Consider the following 16532-nt stretch of genomic DNA (forward strand, 5'->3'; position numbering starts at 1 on the left):
CGAAACGGAGTGAAAATGATACAGCAAGTCTTGAAGTCTGAAGTTCAGGAAGAATCCAACGACACAGGCATCGACAAGAACGCCTGGATCGCCAACGCGGTGACGGAAGTACTGGCCGATACCATGGTCCTGATGGTGAAAACGCAAGGCACACATTGGAACGTCGTGGGCCCGCTATTCCTGCCGATCCATGAACTGACAGAGCGTCAGTATCGCGACCTGTTCGAAGCTGCGGATGATTTGGCCGAGCGTGTGCGTGCGTTGGGTCAGGTGGCACCGATCTCGTTCACGGACATGGTTAGCCAAGCCAAGCTGACCGAAGAAGAGACGGTTAAAGATGCAGAGGGCATGATCAAACAATTGGTCGCAGACAACGAAGCGATTGCCCGGAACCTGCGTGAGACTGCCGCGACCGCTGCCCGTTATGGCGATGGAGCTACAGAGGATCTGATGAACGCCAGGATGGCGAAGCATGAGGAAGCGGTCTGGATGCTCAAGGCAATTGTTGCGGCCTAATTGGCGGCTCCCCTCGATTTGAACCAAGGTTTGCGAAGAAAGGAAAAACGATGACACGTGTTGGGTACGAGAAAAAGGCACAGCTGCAACTGGATAGTTGGAATGCCCAGATTGATGTTCTCGAAGCCAAGCTGAAGGTGGCCGAAGCGGACGCCAAACTCGAGCTCGAGGAGCAGCTCAGTAAGCTCTACAAGGCAAGGTCTGACGCAGAGGCTCAACTGAATGATTTGAAGTCGACCAGCGACGAGGCTTGGGAAGATGTCAAAAAGGGCTACGAGGCTGCATGGAGCGATATGCAGAGTGCTTTGAAAGAAGCGGCCGACCGGTTCTCGTAGAGCTGGGTTTGTGAACAAAGCTCGTGTCGTAAATGGGGACCGGAATGCAAACACCTAGAGAATTAGTGAGGTACTTTCGCGGGTTCCTAACTATCCCTGCCGCTATTAGTCTTTCAGGGCTTTTAGTGGCTGGGATTGTCTTCAAGATGGAGCAAGCGCTCGTAAGTTGGGGTTGGTCCGCTTCCGATTGGATCAGAGTGTCCAATAGCACTGCGAGCGATGTACTGAGCGCAATCTCGGCAGCATCCATGTCCGCGTTGGTCATGGTCTATTCCATTGTTTTGCTGGTCTACACCTTGGCAGCAGGATCTATTGGACCCAGGCTCTTGCAGCGCTTTGGCGAAGACAGGGTAAATCAGATTGCAGTTGGCTCACTTGGAGCGACGTTTTTATACAGCTTGATGATCTTGTGGCTCATACGCGATGACACATCCGTCAATTTGGCCGTCGCGATTGGAATAGTCTATTCGATCATCTCAGTTCTTTTGCTGCTGCTCTTCGTTCATACAGTATCGACGCGCGTAACCATTGATCAGGAGGCGGCGCGGATTTCTGAAGCCTTGGATCGCCAAGTCAGCACCGCAATCGAAAACAGTGCAGATATTCCATCTTCAAAGGCAGTCCCTGAGATGGGGGACAAGCGCCAAGTCTTGGCTTCTGGCACTGGATATGTGAACTCGATCAATACCGAAGGTCTGGTGAGAGCGGCCAAGAAGGTAGGAGCGGTCGTCGTTTTTGATGTGCAGCCAGGTGACTTCATGGTTCCAACGGACACTTTGGCCAGTGTTTATGGTGACAGTGACGAAAACCTGAATGATCTGGTGCAAGCGGCTGCTCCGTTGATCCCCGCGCGAGATCCTAATGGAGATATCCGCTTTTCTGTCCACCTCCTCGTTGAAATCGCACTTCGGGCTTTGTCGCCGGGTGTAAATGACACGTTTACCGCAATTGTGTGCATCGACCGTCTATCAGCATCTCTGGCTCGAGCGTGGTCATCCAAGCTCTGCACGGGTGTGTATCGGGATGATGACGGAAACGTGCGGGTGATTTACCCGTCCATCACGGCTGAGGCACTGTTTCACGACTCGATGCCAGCTCTGCGACGCGCTACCCGGGGTAATGGCCTCGTAACGGCCGCCCTTATTCGAGCTTTGGTGCGCATCGCGGAGGCAGCTCCAGAAGAAGATTTGCGAGCTGTTGTAGATGAACTATCTGCGGTCAGAGATGAGACCCGAGAAAGCGATATGCTAAAGCGCGATATTGATAAGTTTTGCGGCCAAGTGGAAACCGCAATTGAACGATTTTAGTCAACCGTCCTGGACAATTGCAGTCCAGTGCGGCTGGGGGGTGGTTTGTGAGTGGGCCATCCCCCAACTAATGGGAAAGTGCTTTTCCATCGGTCTTAGTTTCATTTCATCGAAAGGTAGTCAGTGAGTGGCGAAACCAAACGGCTACTTTGGCCGCGTTAACGTCATTCGAGAGCGCTTCAGCTACGGCAGACAACATGTTTTCCCGAACGTCGCGCATGTCCTAGTGAATGGCTTGGTGCAAAACTGAAAAGCCTGATTGTGAATGTCTGCTTCGGGCTGTGAACGGTCTTAGAAGCGAAGAAGGCGAACGGTTGCCAAGAGCTGAGAAGGCAAAGTGCCGCGTTGTGATACGCGGCACTTAATTTTGGGTCGTTGCAGTTCTTATGCTGCTGAGAACGCTCGGACACTGCCTCGCGGTTCGAAGACGTGTAGGAACGTATCGGGATGAGGGCGAATGCGGTAGTTGTCTGTCTCATCGCCGAAGATCACTTTGCCGTCTTCATCCAGTGCAATGACGGTCGCTTTGACGGTATCGATGGGGTAGCCCGGCATCCCAGACGGAGCGCCACCCAAATCCTCGATGCCCAGGACTTTGGCTGCGGTCAGATCGTTGTCCTGGAAAATCTCGAAATGTGCGGGCAGTTTGAGATCTCTGGCCAGTTTCTCTGAGTTCTTGGTGCCTTGGTTGGAGATGAACTTCACTTTTACGCCCGCCTTCGCCAGTTGATCTGCCTTTGCTTTCACTTCTTTGAGTTGGTTCATGCAGAACGGGCACCAGTTGGCGCGGAAAAATACCAGCAGCGTCTTTTCGCCTGCGAAGGACGCGGAAGTCGTGCTGGTTCCGTCCAGACGTTGCAGGGACAATTCAGGCAGAACTTTGCCCTTTACGATGGCTGCGCTTGGCTTGCGGCCATAGTTCGAGAAGATGTGAATATACCATTGCATAGTGATCGCGCCAAACAAGGCTAAGCCTATGGCGACGTATTCGCTGGCAGCTGTGAAACCACCGCGCGCGCTGATTTGGTAGATCACCCACGCCACCGCAGCCAGGTTGATGAGTTGGATGATTGGCAGGTTCTTGGAGGTGCTGGAAATGCCCAAAGCACCGGCCAGCACCATCAGAAAGAATGGCATGGTGAATGTGGCAAGGAATGTTCCGATCCAGATCGGATCGAAGTCCGACAGGTAGAACATGATGACCGAACCGATGCCTGAAAGCATGTTCAGCATGATATAGGGAAGAATAAGTTTGCCTTTCATTTCGAAAATCCTTTCGAGATCTTGCCGAGATGCCTGAGGTGGCTCATCGGTCACGTAAGTGCAGGGGGTTGAGAGGTCGGATGGCCCGCGCCCCGTCTTGCGAAGCGCGCAACCAGGTTACGCAGTGGCTGTTGCCGACAGACTATCGAGAACAGGGAACAGATCCGCTGGTTCAGGACGGCGCGTATAGTCGGGGTTCACTTCGGCATAGGCGATTGTGCCGTCGGTATCGACGACGTAGCGCGCGGGCATCGGCAGGTTCCACTGGCCGTCGCCATGAATGCGCGGCAAGTGGACGCCAAACCCGTCGTGAACCGGAATGACGTAATCTTGCAGTGTCCAGCGGATACCAAGCTTTTCAGCCAGTTCGCCGTTCTTGTCCGTCAAGATTGGAAAGCTCAGTTCATTGTCTTTCTGGGACTTCCGGCTGTCAGCCGCGCCCTGCATCGAGATTGCAACAAGCGTCGCACCACGTGAGCGAATGTCCTCGGCAACAGCTTCAAGCGCTTTCAGCTCGATGTTGCAGTAAGGGCACCAAACACCGCGGTAAAACGTCAGAACCACCGGGCCACTGGCTAACAAGTCTTTCAGCGCGACCGGATTGCGATCCGAATCCGTCAGTACGAAGTCAGGCACAACGTCACCCGCTTTCAACGCGCGCTCGGCCTGACCGCTGTCAATCAGCTCTTGTGTCGAACGGGCAAAGGCTTCGAAAGCGCCTTCGGGGGCCATGGTCTTGAATTGGGCCTTGAAGTCGTCGAGTTGGTCTTGGAGGGTCATGTCTTTTCCACTTCTCAAATTGCGTTCTCTGGTCGGCTCAGGGATTTTTCGTGCCGCCTGTTCTGATATTTGGCCCGTTGAGAAAACGGTGGTAGCTGACCAATTCGAGTAAGGGTTATTCAAAAAACGAATGATCCAATCCGCGGATCCCAATTGGAACAAACTCCGCCTGCAAAACAAAACAGCGCCGCGCTTAAAGCGCGACGCTCGTTTGCCGGACGTCCGTATTTCTGGCGATCCAATGCGAATTTAGCCCCCCGTGGCGAAAAGAACTCTGACTATTCTGCCGACGCATGGGTTTCAGGGTTCCAAGCCATAGGCGCAAATGCCTTGTCGAGCGGCGGGTTCACGATGTGGGTTGTGTAGTTCGACAAAACCTTGAGTGCCGTTCCGGCGATGACCTCAAGAACGGTCTGCTTTGAATATCCGGCCTCGATCAGAGCGTCGACCTGCTCAACACTGGCCCACCCCCGCGTTTCGTTGATGGTTTCAGCAAAAATGCGAAGCGCTTCGAGTTTGGCGTCCGCGATTGGTGTGCCCGCGCGCAATGCCGTGATGACACTGTCATCCACTCCTGCCATTTTCGACACGGCCGTGTGCGCCGCCATGCAATAGGTGCAGCCGTTCAGACGGTTATTCGTCATCAGTATGATTTCTCGTTCGGTGGGCGTCAGATCCGTTTTCTCGAAAATGCCCATCATGGTCATGTAGCTTTCGACCAGAACAGGGGATTCCGCCATTGTCGCCATCAGGTTCGGTACAAAGCCCATTTTGCCTTTGATTGCTGAGAGGATCGGTTCGGACCCTTCAGGCGCTGTGTCTACCGTGTGCTGTGCGTAGGTTGCCATTTGATGTTCCTTACTAGAATGCGTTTACGTCGGAGTTTTCAGAGTTCAACCAGCCAGACGTGTTTGTCGCCTGCCGTTGCGCTCAAATGTTGCTCATAAGGAGATTGAAAGGTAGGCTGCCAAAAAACCTAACTGTTATTCATAATGTGAATGTCCGACAACTTCTCCACGTTACGCTTGTTCTCGCGGGTCGCACGTACCGGCAGCTTTACCGCTGCGGGAAAAGAAACCGGCAAATCTCAGCCTTCGGTGTCCCGGATCATTTCCAACCTTGAGCAAGAGCTGGGTGTTCAACTGTTTGTGCGTTCGACGCATGCCGTTCGGCTGACGGAAGCTGGGGAAGAATATCTGACGCGTATCGAGCCGATCCTCTCCGACATCGAGGAGGCAAACCACTTCGTCAGGGGCACGGGCGAACTGCGCGGTCGTTTGCGAATCGGCGCAGCAGCGAGCTTTGCCCAAAGAGAGATCATACCCGCCCTGCCACCGTTTCTGGAACAACACCCAAAACTCAAAGTGGATCTTGTTCTGACGGATTCGATGCAGGACTTGATTGATGAGGCTATAGACGTTGCCATCCGATTTGGACCATTGGAAGATTCAACGATGGTTGCGCGCAAGCTGGGCACGACACCCAGGGTCATTGTTGCGGCCCCTTCTTATCTGGAAAAAGCTGGCAACCCGAAGCAGCCCTCTGATTTGGTGGATCATCAGGTCATCCTCGGCCCGTCAAGCATTGGAAAAGCGGGTTGGAGCTTTGAGAAGGACGGAAAAGTCCAGTCTGTTCGTGTCGAAAGCCAACTGATGATTTCCGTCAATGAAAGCACAACCACGGCCGCGGTCGCCGGTTTGGGCATTGTCAGCACGTCGTATTGGAGTTGCAGGAACGAGTTGGACGCAGGAAGTCTCGTGCAATTGCTGCCTGATTGGACAATCGGAAACGTTGAAGTGAACGCGTTACTGGCGGGTGGTCGTCATACAAAGCCTTCAGCCCGCGCTTTCACAAAGCACTTGCAAGAAGTTTTGACTAAGTGAACTAGCACGGGAATAGCGGCCTACTGCGCGCATATAAGAAAATGCCGGGACTAACCCTTGTTAGACCTGCTTTGGGGCGAGCTTGTTCCACTCATCAGCGCTCATGCTTTTTCGTGTTAGCTCATCCTCTGAGGCGAACTGCGCTGCTTTGAGGAGGAGAAAGGCCACGGTGATGGCGTCTAGCTCGCAGCGTTTCTCGAATTCTTCGGTCGTCTCATTGGGCCCTTTTTCTGACATTCCCATTCCCCTCTGTATCTGACGCTTTCGGGCAATTGGCTAACTCTGCATAATACTTCACCGCCCCCGAAAAGCCAGTTCTCGGGCGAGCGAGCGCTTCTTCAGGAGAGGCTCTGATTCTGCAAACAACCTCGTCCTTCAGCGCGAGTAGTTTGCAATGGTTTAGAAGGACGGGAGACCGGCTCCGGGACTCTTCATTGCTCGTTTTTCTGGGTGTCGTCTGGTGACACATCCTGCTCATCGTCAGACTTTGCTTCAATCTCCCGAACGGCCAACTCGGCGATCTTTCGAACCAGATACCAAACGCTGCTGCGGCGTGTATGCCCCTTGATCCAGCCGGTTACATCCTGCGCCGGGATGTCGAGATGTGGGGCTTCATCTTCGAATACTCGGATTTTGTAGTCAGAAATATCCGCAAGTCCGGACATGTTTCCTGCACGGGCTTCCGCGATTGGGGTGCGGTTTACATAAACAACAACTCTTAGCATTTTCGCCTTTCCTATTTTGGTGTGTCTGCACGCTTGGGCCTCGTGGGCCCGCCTTAGTTCCACGAGTGGTTTTTGGTCTTTTGATGCAGGAGGCCCCGTACCAGCCGCCTCAGAACCCGCACTGATCTGTGCTGCTCATAGGTGCCCACCAAAGCTTCAACATCGCCCAGATCCAGCCGAAAGAACTCAGGCCTCAACCCAAACTCATTGGCGAATTCGCTCACCAGGCTTTGAATGATCGCAGGTAGTTGCTCTGGTGTCGGGGGAGGGATTTCATAGATTTTGCAGCGGCTGAGAAGAGGCGCAGGAACGCCACTCAGATCATTTGCCGTCAGAATCCAGCTCACATGTGAGGCATCCACGTCGGCAGCCAGGTACTTCTCTCGATATCGCCTGGCCTCAGAGGGCTCGAGCAACGCCAGAAGTTCGCCGGTGATATCTCCGTTTCGGCTCGCGTGCGTCTTGTCGATTTCGTCGAGGATGACCACTGGGTTAAGGACCCGTGCCGTTGCCACGGCCTCCGTCACGATCCCTGCATGTGCAGAACTCCATCCGACGGAAAGACCGAATAAATGGTTCTCCGACTTGCCGCCGACATTTGCGCGCTGCACGTAAAGGCCTAGAGCTTTACAGGCTGTCTTTGCAAAAGCTGTTTTGCCGACGCCGGGCTCGCCAACCAGTAGGGTGGGTTGGATATGAAGGATGTCAGATCCGATGCTCCATAGGCACTCGATATCATGGGTCATCCCCTCGACGACGAAGTTGCAATGAGGGAACCTTTGTGAAACTGCACGAAGGTCGTTCAACTCATCAAGTGAGGCCAGCCGGGAGAATTGATTGCTCCAGGTTGTGAGTTGCTTGATATGTTCCGGCATCTCATTTCGGAGCGTGCGCGGCAGGTACTCATAGTCCACCTTGTCCAGAAGATACCGTGCGGCAATGGTCTTCTCACTCTTTGCGCGAGAGGCTTCCATGTTCATGTCGGCAGCATGACGTTCGGAGATGAGGCCCATGACCTCCTTCCAACGCTTCAGGCTCGCCATCTGTTCCACCGCACCCTGGGCAAAGACCGCCAGAGCAGGATCGATTTCCCTTAGACGGTTAATTTCCGTCTGCCGCCAGTTGTCAGGGTCTTCGCTAAATCTCGCGATTTCTTCAGATCGTTTATTGATCACCATGAGAAGATCTTCAGAACTGGCTCTTTCCAAAATCATTTGCTTCACGATTTCCCAGGACGCAAAGGAGTTGGCGGCGCTCAAAACAGGGCGGAGGATGTCTGCCTCGTCATGGCAAAAGCCAGCCAGCGCAAAAATCTCATCTTCTTCCCAGGTTGTTCCACTCATCGGGTTACCACCCTTTCGCCACGCAGGCGGGACATCGGTGACCCGATGCGCCCCAGGCAATTTGTCCGATATAGCCGCAGCTACGACATTGAAGCGCATCTCGCTTGGCACGAGTATTCAAACGCACTGTGGGAAAGGTCTCCATCCGCTCAGTGGCCGCCTCATGCGCGTGCCAACAGCACAGGTTTACATGCCAGGCAGCGATGACCTGAACCGTAGAGGCGTTACCGCACCGCTCACAGGACATCTCAGCTTCCTGCATAGCTTGCTGCAACCGCAGTTGAATGAACGTGTCTTCCTGCGCGCCATCCAGGTAGATCCGAAGCGAGCCGAATTTCTGCTTGATCTGGCCGACCGAAGGATAGCTCTCCTCACGCCGGTCGCAGTGATTCTTGATCGCTTCAAAGCACTCAGTGACAACCCGAACCCAGCCCAGATTGTCTTTCCCAAGATATCGCTCAACGGAGCCGCGGATGTCGTCGTAGTCGAAGATGTCACTCATCCGCCGGATCCCCTTTTCTAGGGGGCTGGGATTCTTGAACTGAAGCGATTTCCTCCAGCACAGCAACAAGACGATGCAGGCCTTTTTCTGTCTCTGCCGCCACCGTCGATTTGAGAGCAGAGAAGTGTTCGTCCGGTAAGTCGAACAGGCATTCAGAGACGTTTTGATGACTGATACTGTCAGGATCGAATTCGTGAAAAGGGAATACCAATCGCAGAATGGCGTCTGGAGGAAGACGGCGTCGGTCTTCTTTCCCATCGTCTGAGTACATGCGACCTGTAGCGCCGTGGAACAGAAGCGTTTCTTTCAGCTCACCAGTCTCGATGCGCGTTTTGACTTCCGATAGAAGCTCGTCGTTGGCGTAGAGCTTCAGGCGTCTTTTCAGGTGTTCATTTGTTTTGGGGTTTTGTGACATGGAATGCCTCCAAAGAATGGTAGGAGGCGTCGGAATCGAACCGACTCGTGCACTCTTATCTGGAGCTATCACAGGGGTATAAGCCCCGCCCGCATCACCAATGCTGCCTCCCACGTGTTTCGCGTGGGGTATCGATTCAAGTCGATATTCGTTGGCAGTGGATGCGTGTCTTGGACATGGGGCGAAGCTGAACCAGCGCGAGGCATCGTGTCAACATGAAGAATGCAAAACGTCGTGATTTACCGCGTAGTTCCGGGAAATTTCTATCATGGGTTGTGTATATTGCCGCCTTCCGACCGTCTCAGGAATACAGATTTCCTGCTCAAAGAGAGAATCGGCAGGTGATTCTGATCTTATGAAGAGCGCCCGAAAGTCCGGTGTCTTAGTCGGCGCGAACTGGTTTGCAGTTTCCGTGTCTTTTCCGAAGCCGCAGATTATCAGCTCGTACGTCACTCCACACAAGGCGATCAGTATCGTGGTCTAAGTGGAACCTGCCTTGATCTCACCAGCCTTTTTTCACGCAGCAGGGGCATCTCCGCCTGTCATCGGAACGGTCCATATGTCCAACATAACCGCAAACCGAGCAGACGAGGTGCTCGGGTGCGTCCGTTTTGCGGAAATAGCGGCGTTTGTGCTCATTGAACCGCGTGGCCGCTTCTTCATGCGCACACCAACAACATAACGTCATGATCCAGCTCTCTAAATTCTGTGGGCGTACCGCGTTCCCGCATCGCTCGCAACTCTGGTTTGCCTTATTGATAGTGGCTGCGACCCAGCCCCGTATGCGTTCGTCCTCGGATGCCTTGCTGAAGTAGATCCGGAGCTCCCCGAATTTTTCTTTGATTTGGAGTACCTGTGGATACTCTATCCCAATCTCGTCACTGCGCGCTTTGATGTGTTCAAACAACTCAGTCACGATCCCTGACCAGCCCAGTGGGGTCTCACCCAGTTCGAGCTCAACGCTTGTTTTAATATCGTCGTAGTCGACCACATTGATGGTGGCTTCGGTTGCAGACACCACGCGCCCTCCTGGAATTCCGCCGGTAGGGGGACAGTTCTGATTGGGTTCCGGCAGTACTTTGATAGGACAAGGGTCTTTACTTAGGGCGTCAACTGCAAGTTGTAGTATCTATTACTACAGGAAAGTCGCGTTTCTTTGTGCCGGATTTGCAACTGCTTCTCGTTACCGATGAACACAGGAACTATCGGCCCGGCGGTCAGGTATTTGTCCTAAAGCGCGTGCTTCCCCTGCCTTTGCTGTTCCAACCGTTCGATCTCGGCTTTCAATAGAGCGATCCTCTGCGATGTCTGATGTTCCGCAATCAGATCGAGAAACATCTTAGTCTTACCACCATGCTTCATACCGTAGCGCTCGTAGACCATCGCGTTAAACTCATCCAGTTTCGCCTTCGGAATCCTAAACTGGATGTGCTCAAACTGTTCGGTCTCTGTTTTTGTCATCGAATCCACCCTTGTTGTCTGATGATAGCAGACTGAAGCTAGCGGTATTGGCAAAGCTTCAGTCAGGACATTGGCACTCAGAAAATTCCAGGACGTGTTGTCCATCTCGAGCTGCGCTAACTCATACCACGCAAAATGAACCCGCCCTTCAACTAGCGGTATTGAAGTGCGGGCTCCGGTTTTTCAGCGACGGTACCGGAAGGGCTTCACCCGTGTTGGGAAGTGTCCCACCAATGAGATTGCATGAACTGTGTGATTGCCTTTGTCTTGCCACTCAGTTTCTGTACAGAACCTTCTGTCAACTCAAGCGCCATCCACGCCTCTGGTGCCGTCATCAGATCCGGGTACTCGCGCCCAGGGCAACATTGCCCGCAAATTGCCGTTAGGGGTTAAGTGTAGCGATGGTCTGTACCCAGCCCAGAATGGGCAGCTAAATACGGAATATAGCAATTCAGAAAAATTGTGACTTCCAACCAGCGGCTACTCAATTGCAGTGCGAAATGTTGATGTAAGCCGTTTGTTCAAACCGTAATGAGGTTCGGCTGAAGAACCGTAGTGCAATTCCGCCAATGCAGCGATGTCATTGAAAATCACTGCGGAGCCGCCTTCTTCATTCGCGTAAACTAGTAGTTTTTGGCAAAAGGCATCCAAACCAATTGCCGGAAAGCCCGCCATAGCTACGCCACCGGGTGCTGGTCCGCCGAACAGTAAAAGTACCGCCTCCGGCAGGTCCACCCCCAGTTGGGACGCTTCGGTCGCAAAATCGATTTCCCCAAACCACACAGTATCGTCCTGCCCCATCACAGCTGTCCTGAGACGTTCTACTGCCTCTGGTACGCTGAGCAGAGTTTGCAGTTCGATGACCCCATAGTCGGCAAACAATCCGCTGGTTGGCGCTGGTGTTGCATCCAAGTCGTTTAGAACTTCGAGCATCTTGCTCTCAAATGCATTTAACGCTTGGGTGACATTCAGACCATGCCGCACTTTGAGAAACTGAGAGTCTGTGTAGGCGATCTGTGGACGACCATCCTGATCGAAGGAAAGAACTCGAAAAGGAAGGTCCAGACCTGCTCGCACGTTCTCTTTCAGAATGGGCGTGTTTATCTCTGGATCAGAGAAAATGAGCACACGGGACGCTGGCGTTTCTACGTCTTCGGCTTTGGCCAGACGCGAATGATCTATCGATGCGATTGGAGTAGCTCCCGCTTCGTCAACGGCAGTCTCAAGCACTAAGAAGTTTTCGTCCACCGCACTCTGGGCAGATGACGATTGTGCCAGAGCGGATGTCGAAACTGATGAAGTTGCAATCATCGAGAGAACAAAGAAAAACCTCAGCACCTTATCACTTCCTGTTTCATTGTACTTTTTTTAGAGAAACCGCCGCCAGAGCTGCAAAAGCTATCTCGGCCGCAAGATAAAAGAGAAGTATCCCGTTCGGAACTCCATCGATAAGAATGCTTAGTATGCGTCCAACGGCCAGTCCCGACATAAACAAAAAAAGAACCCAAAGCGCCGGTCGTTGTAGATCTGGTTTCACCACGGCCGCTAACCAAAACAAAGCGTTTGCCAGGTAAAGTCCCATAATCGCACGGAAGACATGCGTCTGGTTCGTTCCTTCCACCGAAAATCCCAGCAAAACTGGGATCGAACTGCTTGGCATCAGACCGTATGATAACGCGATTGGCATGAGGCCGACGGCAGCAAGCAGAAGGACCAATCTAGCACTCATGGAGGACTCCTTCTCGTAGAGGTTTCGCTTTTTTGCGAAATTCCTAGTCGGTTTTTTGGGGCATCCGATGATTCGAGCCGGATGCCCAAACAGCACTCAGAAAGGCATATTGTATGCCTCATTAACCTTCTGAAAGATGACACCTTCGGTTGATGTCTATTCGTCAACTTAACCTTGGTTGGAAACCAGTTTCCCACTCGGAAGAATTCCTCTAAGGCTTCAAGATGTGCCTGGCGCTACTGCTGCTTTCGCTTGACCGAAATAATGCATCCAGAGTGTTTTGGATGCCGAGCAGGTACATCCCGTGCCATTGCGTCCACGTTTCCGAGGTGCCGCAACGCTCCGTTGTTCAGCAACACGCCTCGCCCAGCATCATACCGGCGCTGTCCAAATCCGCTGGCAACGCATTCCCAGTCTTCCTTGGCCGCCGCGTTGCGGAATCTCGGTAGGTCGTGCGGGTCATGTCGTCCAGGTGTTGCTGCGACGTGATCGTGTTTCTTCGCATTGCTTTGGTGGGTTAAATGGTGGGTTACTTGTGTTGTGCCAGATTTCTGGACAGTACCGGTTGTCGGCCTCGGCTTAGGGCGCATGATTGTCACGACGCCTTGTGGTTTCGGATGTCCTGGGACTGCCACGTGAGTTGCCGTAGGTTTTGGTGCCAACTGTGGAACCTGACCAGGAACCGCCGTGGGAACCTGATTGGGGGTAGCGGTTGGGACAAGCGGTGGTGTCGCTGTAGTGCCGCTGGGTTGCGGAACACGGCCGGGTACTGCGACCGGAATCTGGTTTGGTGTTGCAGTCGGGACTAGCGGTGGCACAGCAGTTTGACCCGTGGGCTGAGGTGGGACCAGACCAGGAACTGCGACTGGTATTTGGTTTGGTGTTGCGGTGGGCGCAAGTGGCGGCACCGCTGTTGGGCCGGTAGGTTGAGGCGGAACCTGGCCGGGGATAGCTATCGGAACTTGATTGGGAGTTGCAGTCGGAACTTGCGGCGGCACCGCGGTGGGACCAGTAGCCAATGGCGGAACCTGATTTGGAACAGCTGTCGGAACCCGGTTTGGTGTCGCGTTTGGTGCCAGAGGCGGAGTTAGGGTCGGCGCTACTATCGGCGTGGGAACCTGACCAGGAACCGCTATTGGTGTTGCAATTGGAACCTGACCGGGAATTGCGTTCGGGACCGCGCCCGGCGCAAGGACTGGAACAGTAACGGACGTGGGCGTTTGCTGCGTTCCCTTAGGCGGCAACTGATTTGCCACCGGCTGAGTTGGGCCAGTAACTTGATTACCTGCCCCTTGCCCACCAGCCTGCCCGCATCCTTGGCTCGACTGGTGCGGGTTCCCTACGCCTCGGCACCACCCGTAGTGATTTCCGCGGGCAACGACCTGAGTAGCGGCCAGTTCTGCAATCAAACAAGCTGCGGTAAGCAAAACAATGCGGTTCCGTTTCATAACATCCTCACCAACTTGTTGTCAGAGCAAGATACGCGCCAGGATCGCCAGAGTCGGTCAAAGGGCCGTCTCTCAAAGGGACACCAACGTATCCGGACAGGAATAGGTTTCGTTTGAACTCAACGTCCAAGCCCAGACCCGTCGATGCCAGTGTAGCATTATCAACTTCGAAACTCGCAGGGTCATTGTTCGAGATGTAACCCACGTCGAAAAAGGCAAAGGGCGTTAAGCGATGTATGCTCTGGGAACTGGGGAAGTAGGAATGAGACACTTCGAAAATCGCGGAAATCCCGGAATCACCATCCACTTCGTCAAAACGATATCCGCGCAAAGCATAACGATCACCAAGGAAGTACTCTTCGACTGAGGGCAGCCGGTCTGTTGTGTACTGCCCCCAGATCTCGGTTCGCCAAGCTGTGTTGGGAGACAAGCCCGTTAGCGGGCTTTCGTATCCGACGCCGCCTCGTAGATGCCAGAACGAAGAGTCCCCGTCGTCAAAATTCGCGTCTGTCGTGTCGTTGTCATTGTCACCAAAAGATAAGGTTAGCCCCGCTTCCAGAGCTTGTCCCTTTGGATAGTTTTGCCCATAAAGATATGTAAGACCAACGACACTCGCGTCACTGGATAGTGGAACGCCACCACTGACTGAGTCCGCTTTTGAAAGGCGATAGTCCAGCAGAAGGTATCCGTAACGAGCTACATCGCGGATCACAGGGTAACCCATCGCGACGGTGAAGTTCTCGCCGTCTATATCGGTTCTTGCAAAATCCCCCGAGAGGTCACGTTTTGCGTTTATGTTCCCATAAAAGATCTCACCATACAGACCATTGCTGTTCAGCGGCGTGCGATAGGTAAGAGCCCCCCATAAAGAGTGTTCATCGTCTTTGTCCCAATTGTAATTGCCTGAACCCTCAAATCGCAGCAGATCCCCAACGGTCAGTGTCGAATAAAACTCTTGTACGACATAGAAACTGAGCGCTTCCCCAAGCTCACGCGGAGGGTTGTCTAGTGTCGCACTACCGGCTTGTTTGCGCAGAGGTTCTCCCAATACTCTCAGCCGAGCACCAGCCTGATCCGGGTAATCAAGTTCGGTCGACACGTCCAAATCGGGTATGTCCTCGGCTAGCATAACCGCCCGCTCAAATCGTTTGAGAGTTATTGGATATGCGGTGGTGAGGGGCTGAAAAATCTTCTCTAGTGTTTGGAACGTGCGAGTATCTACGCCTTCAATTTCGATGGTTTGAATGCGCCCTTCATCAACAATTATGCTCTGCCCATCGGGACCGGGCCAGGCCTCAGCCAAGAAGTAACCGTCTTCTCGGTAGATCTGAGTGATCGTTGATGCGACCTCCACCGCTGTGATGCGCCCTGACCGATTGAAGGCCAATTGACCGGCAAAAGTTAACAGCTCATCCGCATCATACACCGTTACGCCGCTGACCGAGTGCTGGGACGCGATGTCCCAGGTTTGGGCAATGCTACTTCTTGGAACTGATGCAGTGGCCACAAGAGTGCAAATGATCGCAAAAACAACTGAGCTGAATACGCGCATTTTTGACAACCTTAAAGTGACTGAGCATGTTGAAGTCCAATGTTATTATGTGGTTCGCATGTGTGAACCTGACGCTACTCGAATGTATTGATGGGTGATGTTTTTAAGAAACACAGTGAACAGAACGCAGATTTACTTAATATGCCGCACATAAGACGGCGCTCACTTACACAACTCGGCTTTTCAACAAGTTAGAGTAGAGAACTAGTAGGACAGTCCTCACAATTCTGGTTGCTCAAAAACATAAAGCCGCGATTTCTTGGCATCGTCTGTCAGGATATAGAGAAGCCCTCTGGTCTCATCGAGCGCGATCCCTTCGGGATGTTTAACTTCTTTTTGTTTTCCATCTTCTGTGAACGTCAAACTGATAGACTTTACGGACTTGGACTCTGGATTGTAGACGAAGATCTGACGGCTTTTGTCACTCACAATCCAAAGAGAACGCGAGGACCCGGACCATGCCAGGCCGCTCAAATCCAGTTCATCATCATCTACACGCTCGGAGATAAAACCTGCATCGCGGGCTAAAGGAATGATCTCAATAATTTCGTCTAGCTCTGGCGATAACACCATTAACAACCTTGGTTGTCCCTCAATGCCAACGAAGACCCGCCCGGATTCCGGGTCAACGGCGATGCCTTCGGGTCCCTTGTTCAAAGGGTTGCCGACGAGTAATGCAGCGGCGGTCGGGTAACCTTTAAGAGATGCGAGAGGTATTGTCGTCAGTTGAATGGGATCAGTTGGGTGAACGACTAGGATTGATCGGTCAGTTTCTTGAAGCACCAAAACAGACCCATCTTTTCGAGGTGCAACACCCTCCAAATCTGATCCTGCCAATGCTGGTAACTTGAAAGAGTTTCCTAATACCCCGTCGACTCCGAGTAGGTGCAGTTTAGGTTCGGCATCACTTACAGACCACAAGAAGCCTTCAGCGTTGGACATTGCCAAACCGGAAGGCTCTGAAAATCCCTCTGATTTGTCTGCCACCTTGAATTTATCGACCAGAATCAAACCAGCACTTTCAGCGTAGGCAAAATCGGTCCAAGGCAAGAAGGCTGCCGCAACCAAGCTGGCCGCAAAAGCGAGTCGTCTAAGTTTGCAGAAACACTGTGAAATTTCAGCTTTTGACGAAAACACTCTGTTTTCTGTCATTGGATTCTCTCGCGCTTGGACCACATCTCTGTATCAGCGTTCGTATCACAGTCCGGATACGATGTCCGAGGAATGCACTGTAATCTCTTTACCTGATCCCGCCTGTTGCGATTGAATTGAA

The 16532-nt window shown here is 52.9% G+C and carries 19 protein-coding genes and 1 tRNA gene; 5 read left to right on the forward strand and 15 right to left on the reverse strand.

Going from position 1 to position 16532, the window contains the following annotated elements:
* Positions 1–15: 15 nt before the first annotated feature.
* Genes ACR0BT_RS12875 through ACR0BT_RS12885 form a run of 3 tightly spaced genes read left to right on the forward strand, consistent with a single transcriptional unit; the run spans position 16 to position 2158 of the window.
* Positions 16–516: a Dps family protein gene (locus tag ACR0BT_RS12875; protein WP_170332120.1), complete on the forward strand. Its 501-nt coding sequence runs from the start codon at positions 16–18 to the stop codon at positions 514–516.
* Positions 517–566: 50 nt separating this feature from the next.
* A complete protein-coding gene (locus ACR0BT_RS12880; protein ID WP_170332122.1) occupies positions 567–851 on the forward strand; it encodes a sll1863 family stress response protein in 285 nt (94 codons plus the stop codon).
* A gap of 44 nt (positions 852–895) precedes the next feature.
* On the forward strand, positions 896–2158 hold the full coding sequence (locus ACR0BT_RS12885) for a DUF2254 domain-containing protein (protein WP_480763300.1): 1263 nt from the start codon (positions 896–898) through the stop codon (positions 2156–2158).
* A 384-nt stretch (positions 2159–2542) separates the two neighbouring features.
* On the opposite strand, the gene ACR0BT_RS12890 is transcribed toward ACR0BT_RS12885, so the two are convergent.
* The 3 genes from ACR0BT_RS12890 to ACR0BT_RS12900 all read right to left on the reverse strand — a co-directional run bounded on the left by ACR0BT_RS12890 (position 2543) and on the right by ACR0BT_RS12900 (position 5049).
* Positions 2543–3421: a peroxiredoxin family protein gene (locus ACR0BT_RS12890; protein ID WP_480763301.1), complete on the reverse strand. Its 879-nt coding sequence runs from the start codon at positions 3419–3421 to the stop codon at positions 2543–2545.
* A 117-nt stretch (positions 3422–3538) separates the two neighbouring features.
* Complete coding sequence (locus tag ACR0BT_RS12895) at positions 3539–4201, reverse strand: peroxiredoxin-like family protein (RefSeq protein WP_170725292.1); 663 nt, start codon at positions 4199–4201, stop codon at positions 3539–3541.
* Positions 4202–4479: 278 nt separating this feature from the next.
* The gene (locus tag ACR0BT_RS12900; protein ID WP_480763302.1) at positions 4480–5049 is read right to left on the reverse strand and encodes a carboxymuconolactone decarboxylase family protein; all 570 of its coding nucleotides are present in this window, start codon (positions 5047–5049) and stop codon (positions 4480–4482) included.
* Between the two features lie 150 nt (positions 5050–5199).
* On the opposite strand from ACR0BT_RS12900, the gene ACR0BT_RS12905 reads away from it, so the two are divergent.
* Positions 5200–6084, forward strand: a complete 885-nt coding sequence (locus tag ACR0BT_RS12905; RefSeq protein ID WP_480763304.1) for a LysR family transcriptional regulator — start codon at positions 5200–5202, stop codon at positions 6082–6084.
* Positions 6085–6144: 60 nt separating this feature from the next.
* Here the strand turns inward: ACR0BT_RS12905 and ACR0BT_RS12910 are convergent, their stop codons facing one another.
* From ACR0BT_RS12910 to ACR0BT_RS12955, 10 genes are all read right to left on the reverse strand, one after another.
* On the reverse strand, positions 6145–6321 hold the full coding sequence (locus ACR0BT_RS12910) for a hypothetical protein (RefSeq protein ID WP_170725289.1): 177 nt from the start codon (positions 6319–6321) through the stop codon (positions 6145–6147).
* Between the two features lie 194 nt (positions 6322–6515).
* Positions 6516–6809, reverse strand: a complete 294-nt coding sequence (locus ACR0BT_RS12915; RefSeq protein WP_480763305.1) for a hypothetical protein — start codon at positions 6807–6809, stop codon at positions 6516–6518.
* A gap of 53 nt (positions 6810–6862) precedes the next feature.
* Positions 6863–8152 carry an AAA family ATPase gene (locus ACR0BT_RS12920; protein ID WP_480763306.1) on the reverse strand — a complete coding sequence of 430 codons (1290 nt, stop codon included), beginning with the start codon at positions 8150–8152 and terminating at the stop codon, positions 6863–6865.
* A gap of 4 nt (positions 8153–8156) precedes the next feature.
* A complete protein-coding gene (locus ACR0BT_RS12925) occupies positions 8157–8654 on the reverse strand; it encodes a hypothetical protein (protein WP_480763307.1) in 498 nt (165 codons plus the stop codon).
* Positions 8647–9069, reverse strand: a complete 423-nt coding sequence (locus tag ACR0BT_RS12930) for a hypothetical protein (protein WP_480763308.1) — start codon at positions 9067–9069, stop codon at positions 8647–8649. The genes ACR0BT_RS12925 and ACR0BT_RS12930 overlap by 8 nt, the downstream gene beginning before the upstream one ends.
* Before the next feature lie 17 nt (positions 9070–9086).
* Positions 9087–9181 (reverse strand) — tRNA-OTHER (locus ACR0BT_RS12935).
* Positions 9182–9571: 390 nt separating this feature from the next.
* A complete protein-coding gene (locus tag ACR0BT_RS12940; protein WP_480763309.1) occupies positions 9572–10087 on the reverse strand; it encodes a hypothetical protein in 516 nt (171 codons plus the stop codon).
* A 212-nt stretch (positions 10088–10299) separates the two neighbouring features.
* Positions 10300–10530, reverse strand: a complete 231-nt coding sequence (locus tag ACR0BT_RS12945; protein WP_480763310.1) for a DUF1192 family protein — start codon at positions 10528–10530, stop codon at positions 10300–10302.
* A 480-nt stretch (positions 10531–11010) separates the two neighbouring features.
* Positions 11011–11868, reverse strand: coding sequence for a DUF302 domain-containing protein (locus ACR0BT_RS12950; RefSeq protein WP_480763311.1), 858 nt, complete (start codon positions 11866–11868; stop codon positions 11011–11013).
* Between the two features lie 16 nt (positions 11869–11884).
* A complete protein-coding gene (locus ACR0BT_RS12955) occupies positions 11885–12259 on the reverse strand; it encodes a DUF4345 domain-containing protein (protein ID WP_171237122.1) in 375 nt (124 codons plus the stop codon).
* Between the two features lie 1018 nt (positions 12260–13277).
* On the opposite strand from ACR0BT_RS12955, the gene ACR0BT_RS12960 reads away from it, so the two are divergent.
* Positions 13278–13466 (forward strand): hypothetical protein, encoded by a 189-nt coding sequence (locus tag ACR0BT_RS12960; RefSeq protein ID WP_480763312.1) that lies wholly within the window; start codon positions 13278–13280, stop codon positions 13464–13466.
* Positions 13467–13714: 248 nt separating this feature from the next.
* Here the strand turns inward: ACR0BT_RS12960 and ACR0BT_RS12965 are convergent, their stop codons facing one another.
* Together ACR0BT_RS12965 and ACR0BT_RS12970 are read right to left on the reverse strand one after the other, a co-directional pair.
* Positions 13715–15259, reverse strand: a complete 1545-nt coding sequence (locus ACR0BT_RS12965) for a ShlB/FhaC/HecB family hemolysin secretion/activation protein (protein ID WP_480763314.1) — start codon at positions 15257–15259, stop codon at positions 13715–13717.
* Between the two features lie 219 nt (positions 15260–15478).
* Positions 15479–16411 carry an SdiA-regulated domain-containing protein gene (locus ACR0BT_RS12970; protein WP_480763315.1) on the reverse strand — a complete coding sequence of 311 codons (933 nt, stop codon included), beginning with the start codon at positions 16409–16411 and terminating at the stop codon, positions 15479–15481.
* Positions 16412–16532: the final 121 nt, after the last annotated feature.

The sequence above is a fragment of the Ruegeria sp. CJ6 genome (assembly GCF_056536665.1).

Bases quoted from the DNA above. Each gene is read 5' to 3' on its own strand.
- ACR0BT_RS12970 (WP_480763315.1), bottom strand. From the start codon at position 16,411: ATGACAGAAAACAGAGTGTTTTCGTCAAAAGCTGAAATTTCACAGTGT.
- ACR0BT_RS12890 (WP_480763301.1), bottom strand. From the start codon at position 3,421: ATGAAAGGCAAACTTATTCTTCCCTATATCATGCTGAACATGCTTTCA.
- ACR0BT_RS12880 (WP_170332122.1), top strand. From the start codon at position 567: ATGACACGTGTTGGGTACGAGAAAAAGGCACAGCTGCAACTGGATAGT.
- ACR0BT_RS12885 (WP_480763300.1), top strand. From the start codon at position 896: ATGCAAACACCTAGAGAATTAGTGAGGTACTTTCGCGGGTTCCTAACT.
- ACR0BT_RS12875 (WP_170332120.1), top strand. From the start codon at position 16: ATGATACAGCAAGTCTTGAAGTCTGAAGTTCAGGAAGAATCCAACGAC.
- ACR0BT_RS12910 (WP_170725289.1), bottom strand. From the start codon at position 6,321: ATGTCAGAAAAAGGGCCCAATGAGACGACCGAAGAATTCGAGAAACGC.
- ACR0BT_RS12945 (WP_480763310.1), bottom strand. From the start codon at position 10,530: ATGACAAAAACAGAGACCGAACAGTTTGAGCACATCCAGTTTAGGATT.
- ACR0BT_RS12915 (WP_480763305.1), bottom strand. From the start codon at position 6,809: ATGCTAAGAGTTGTTGTTTATGTAAACCGCACCCCAATCGCGGAAGCC.
- ACR0BT_RS12930 (WP_480763308.1), bottom strand. From the start codon at position 9,069: ATGTCACAAAACCCCAAAACAAATGAACACCTGAAAAGACGCCTGAAG.
- ACR0BT_RS12905 (WP_480763304.1), top strand. From the start codon at position 5,200: ATGTCCGACAACTTCTCCACGTTACGCTTGTTCTCGCGGGTCGCACGT.
- ACR0BT_RS12920 (WP_480763306.1), bottom strand. From the start codon at position 8,152: ATGAGTGGAACAACCTGGGAAGAAGATGAGATTTTTGCGCTGGCTGGC.
- ACR0BT_RS12965 (WP_480763314.1), bottom strand. From the start codon at position 15,259: ATGCGCGTATTCAGCTCAGTTGTTTTTGCGATCATTTGCACTCTTGTG.
- ACR0BT_RS12895 (WP_170725292.1), bottom strand. From the start codon at position 4,201: ATGACCCTCCAAGACCAACTCGACGACTTCAAGGCCCAATTCAAGACC.
- ACR0BT_RS12925 (WP_480763307.1), bottom strand. From the start codon at position 8,654: ATGAGTGACATCTTCGACTACGACGACATCCGCGGCTCCGTTGAGCGA.
- ACR0BT_RS12960 (WP_480763312.1), top strand. From the start codon at position 13,278: ATGGCGGAACCTGATTTGGAACAGCTGTCGGAACCCGGTTTGGTGTCG.
- ACR0BT_RS12955 (WP_171237122.1), bottom strand. From the start codon at position 12,259: ATGAGTGCTAGATTGGTCCTTCTGCTTGCTGCCGTCGGCCTCATGCCA.
- ACR0BT_RS12900 (WP_480763302.1), bottom strand. From the start codon at position 5,049: ATGGCAACCTACGCACAGCACACGGTAGACACAGCGCCTGAAGGGTCC.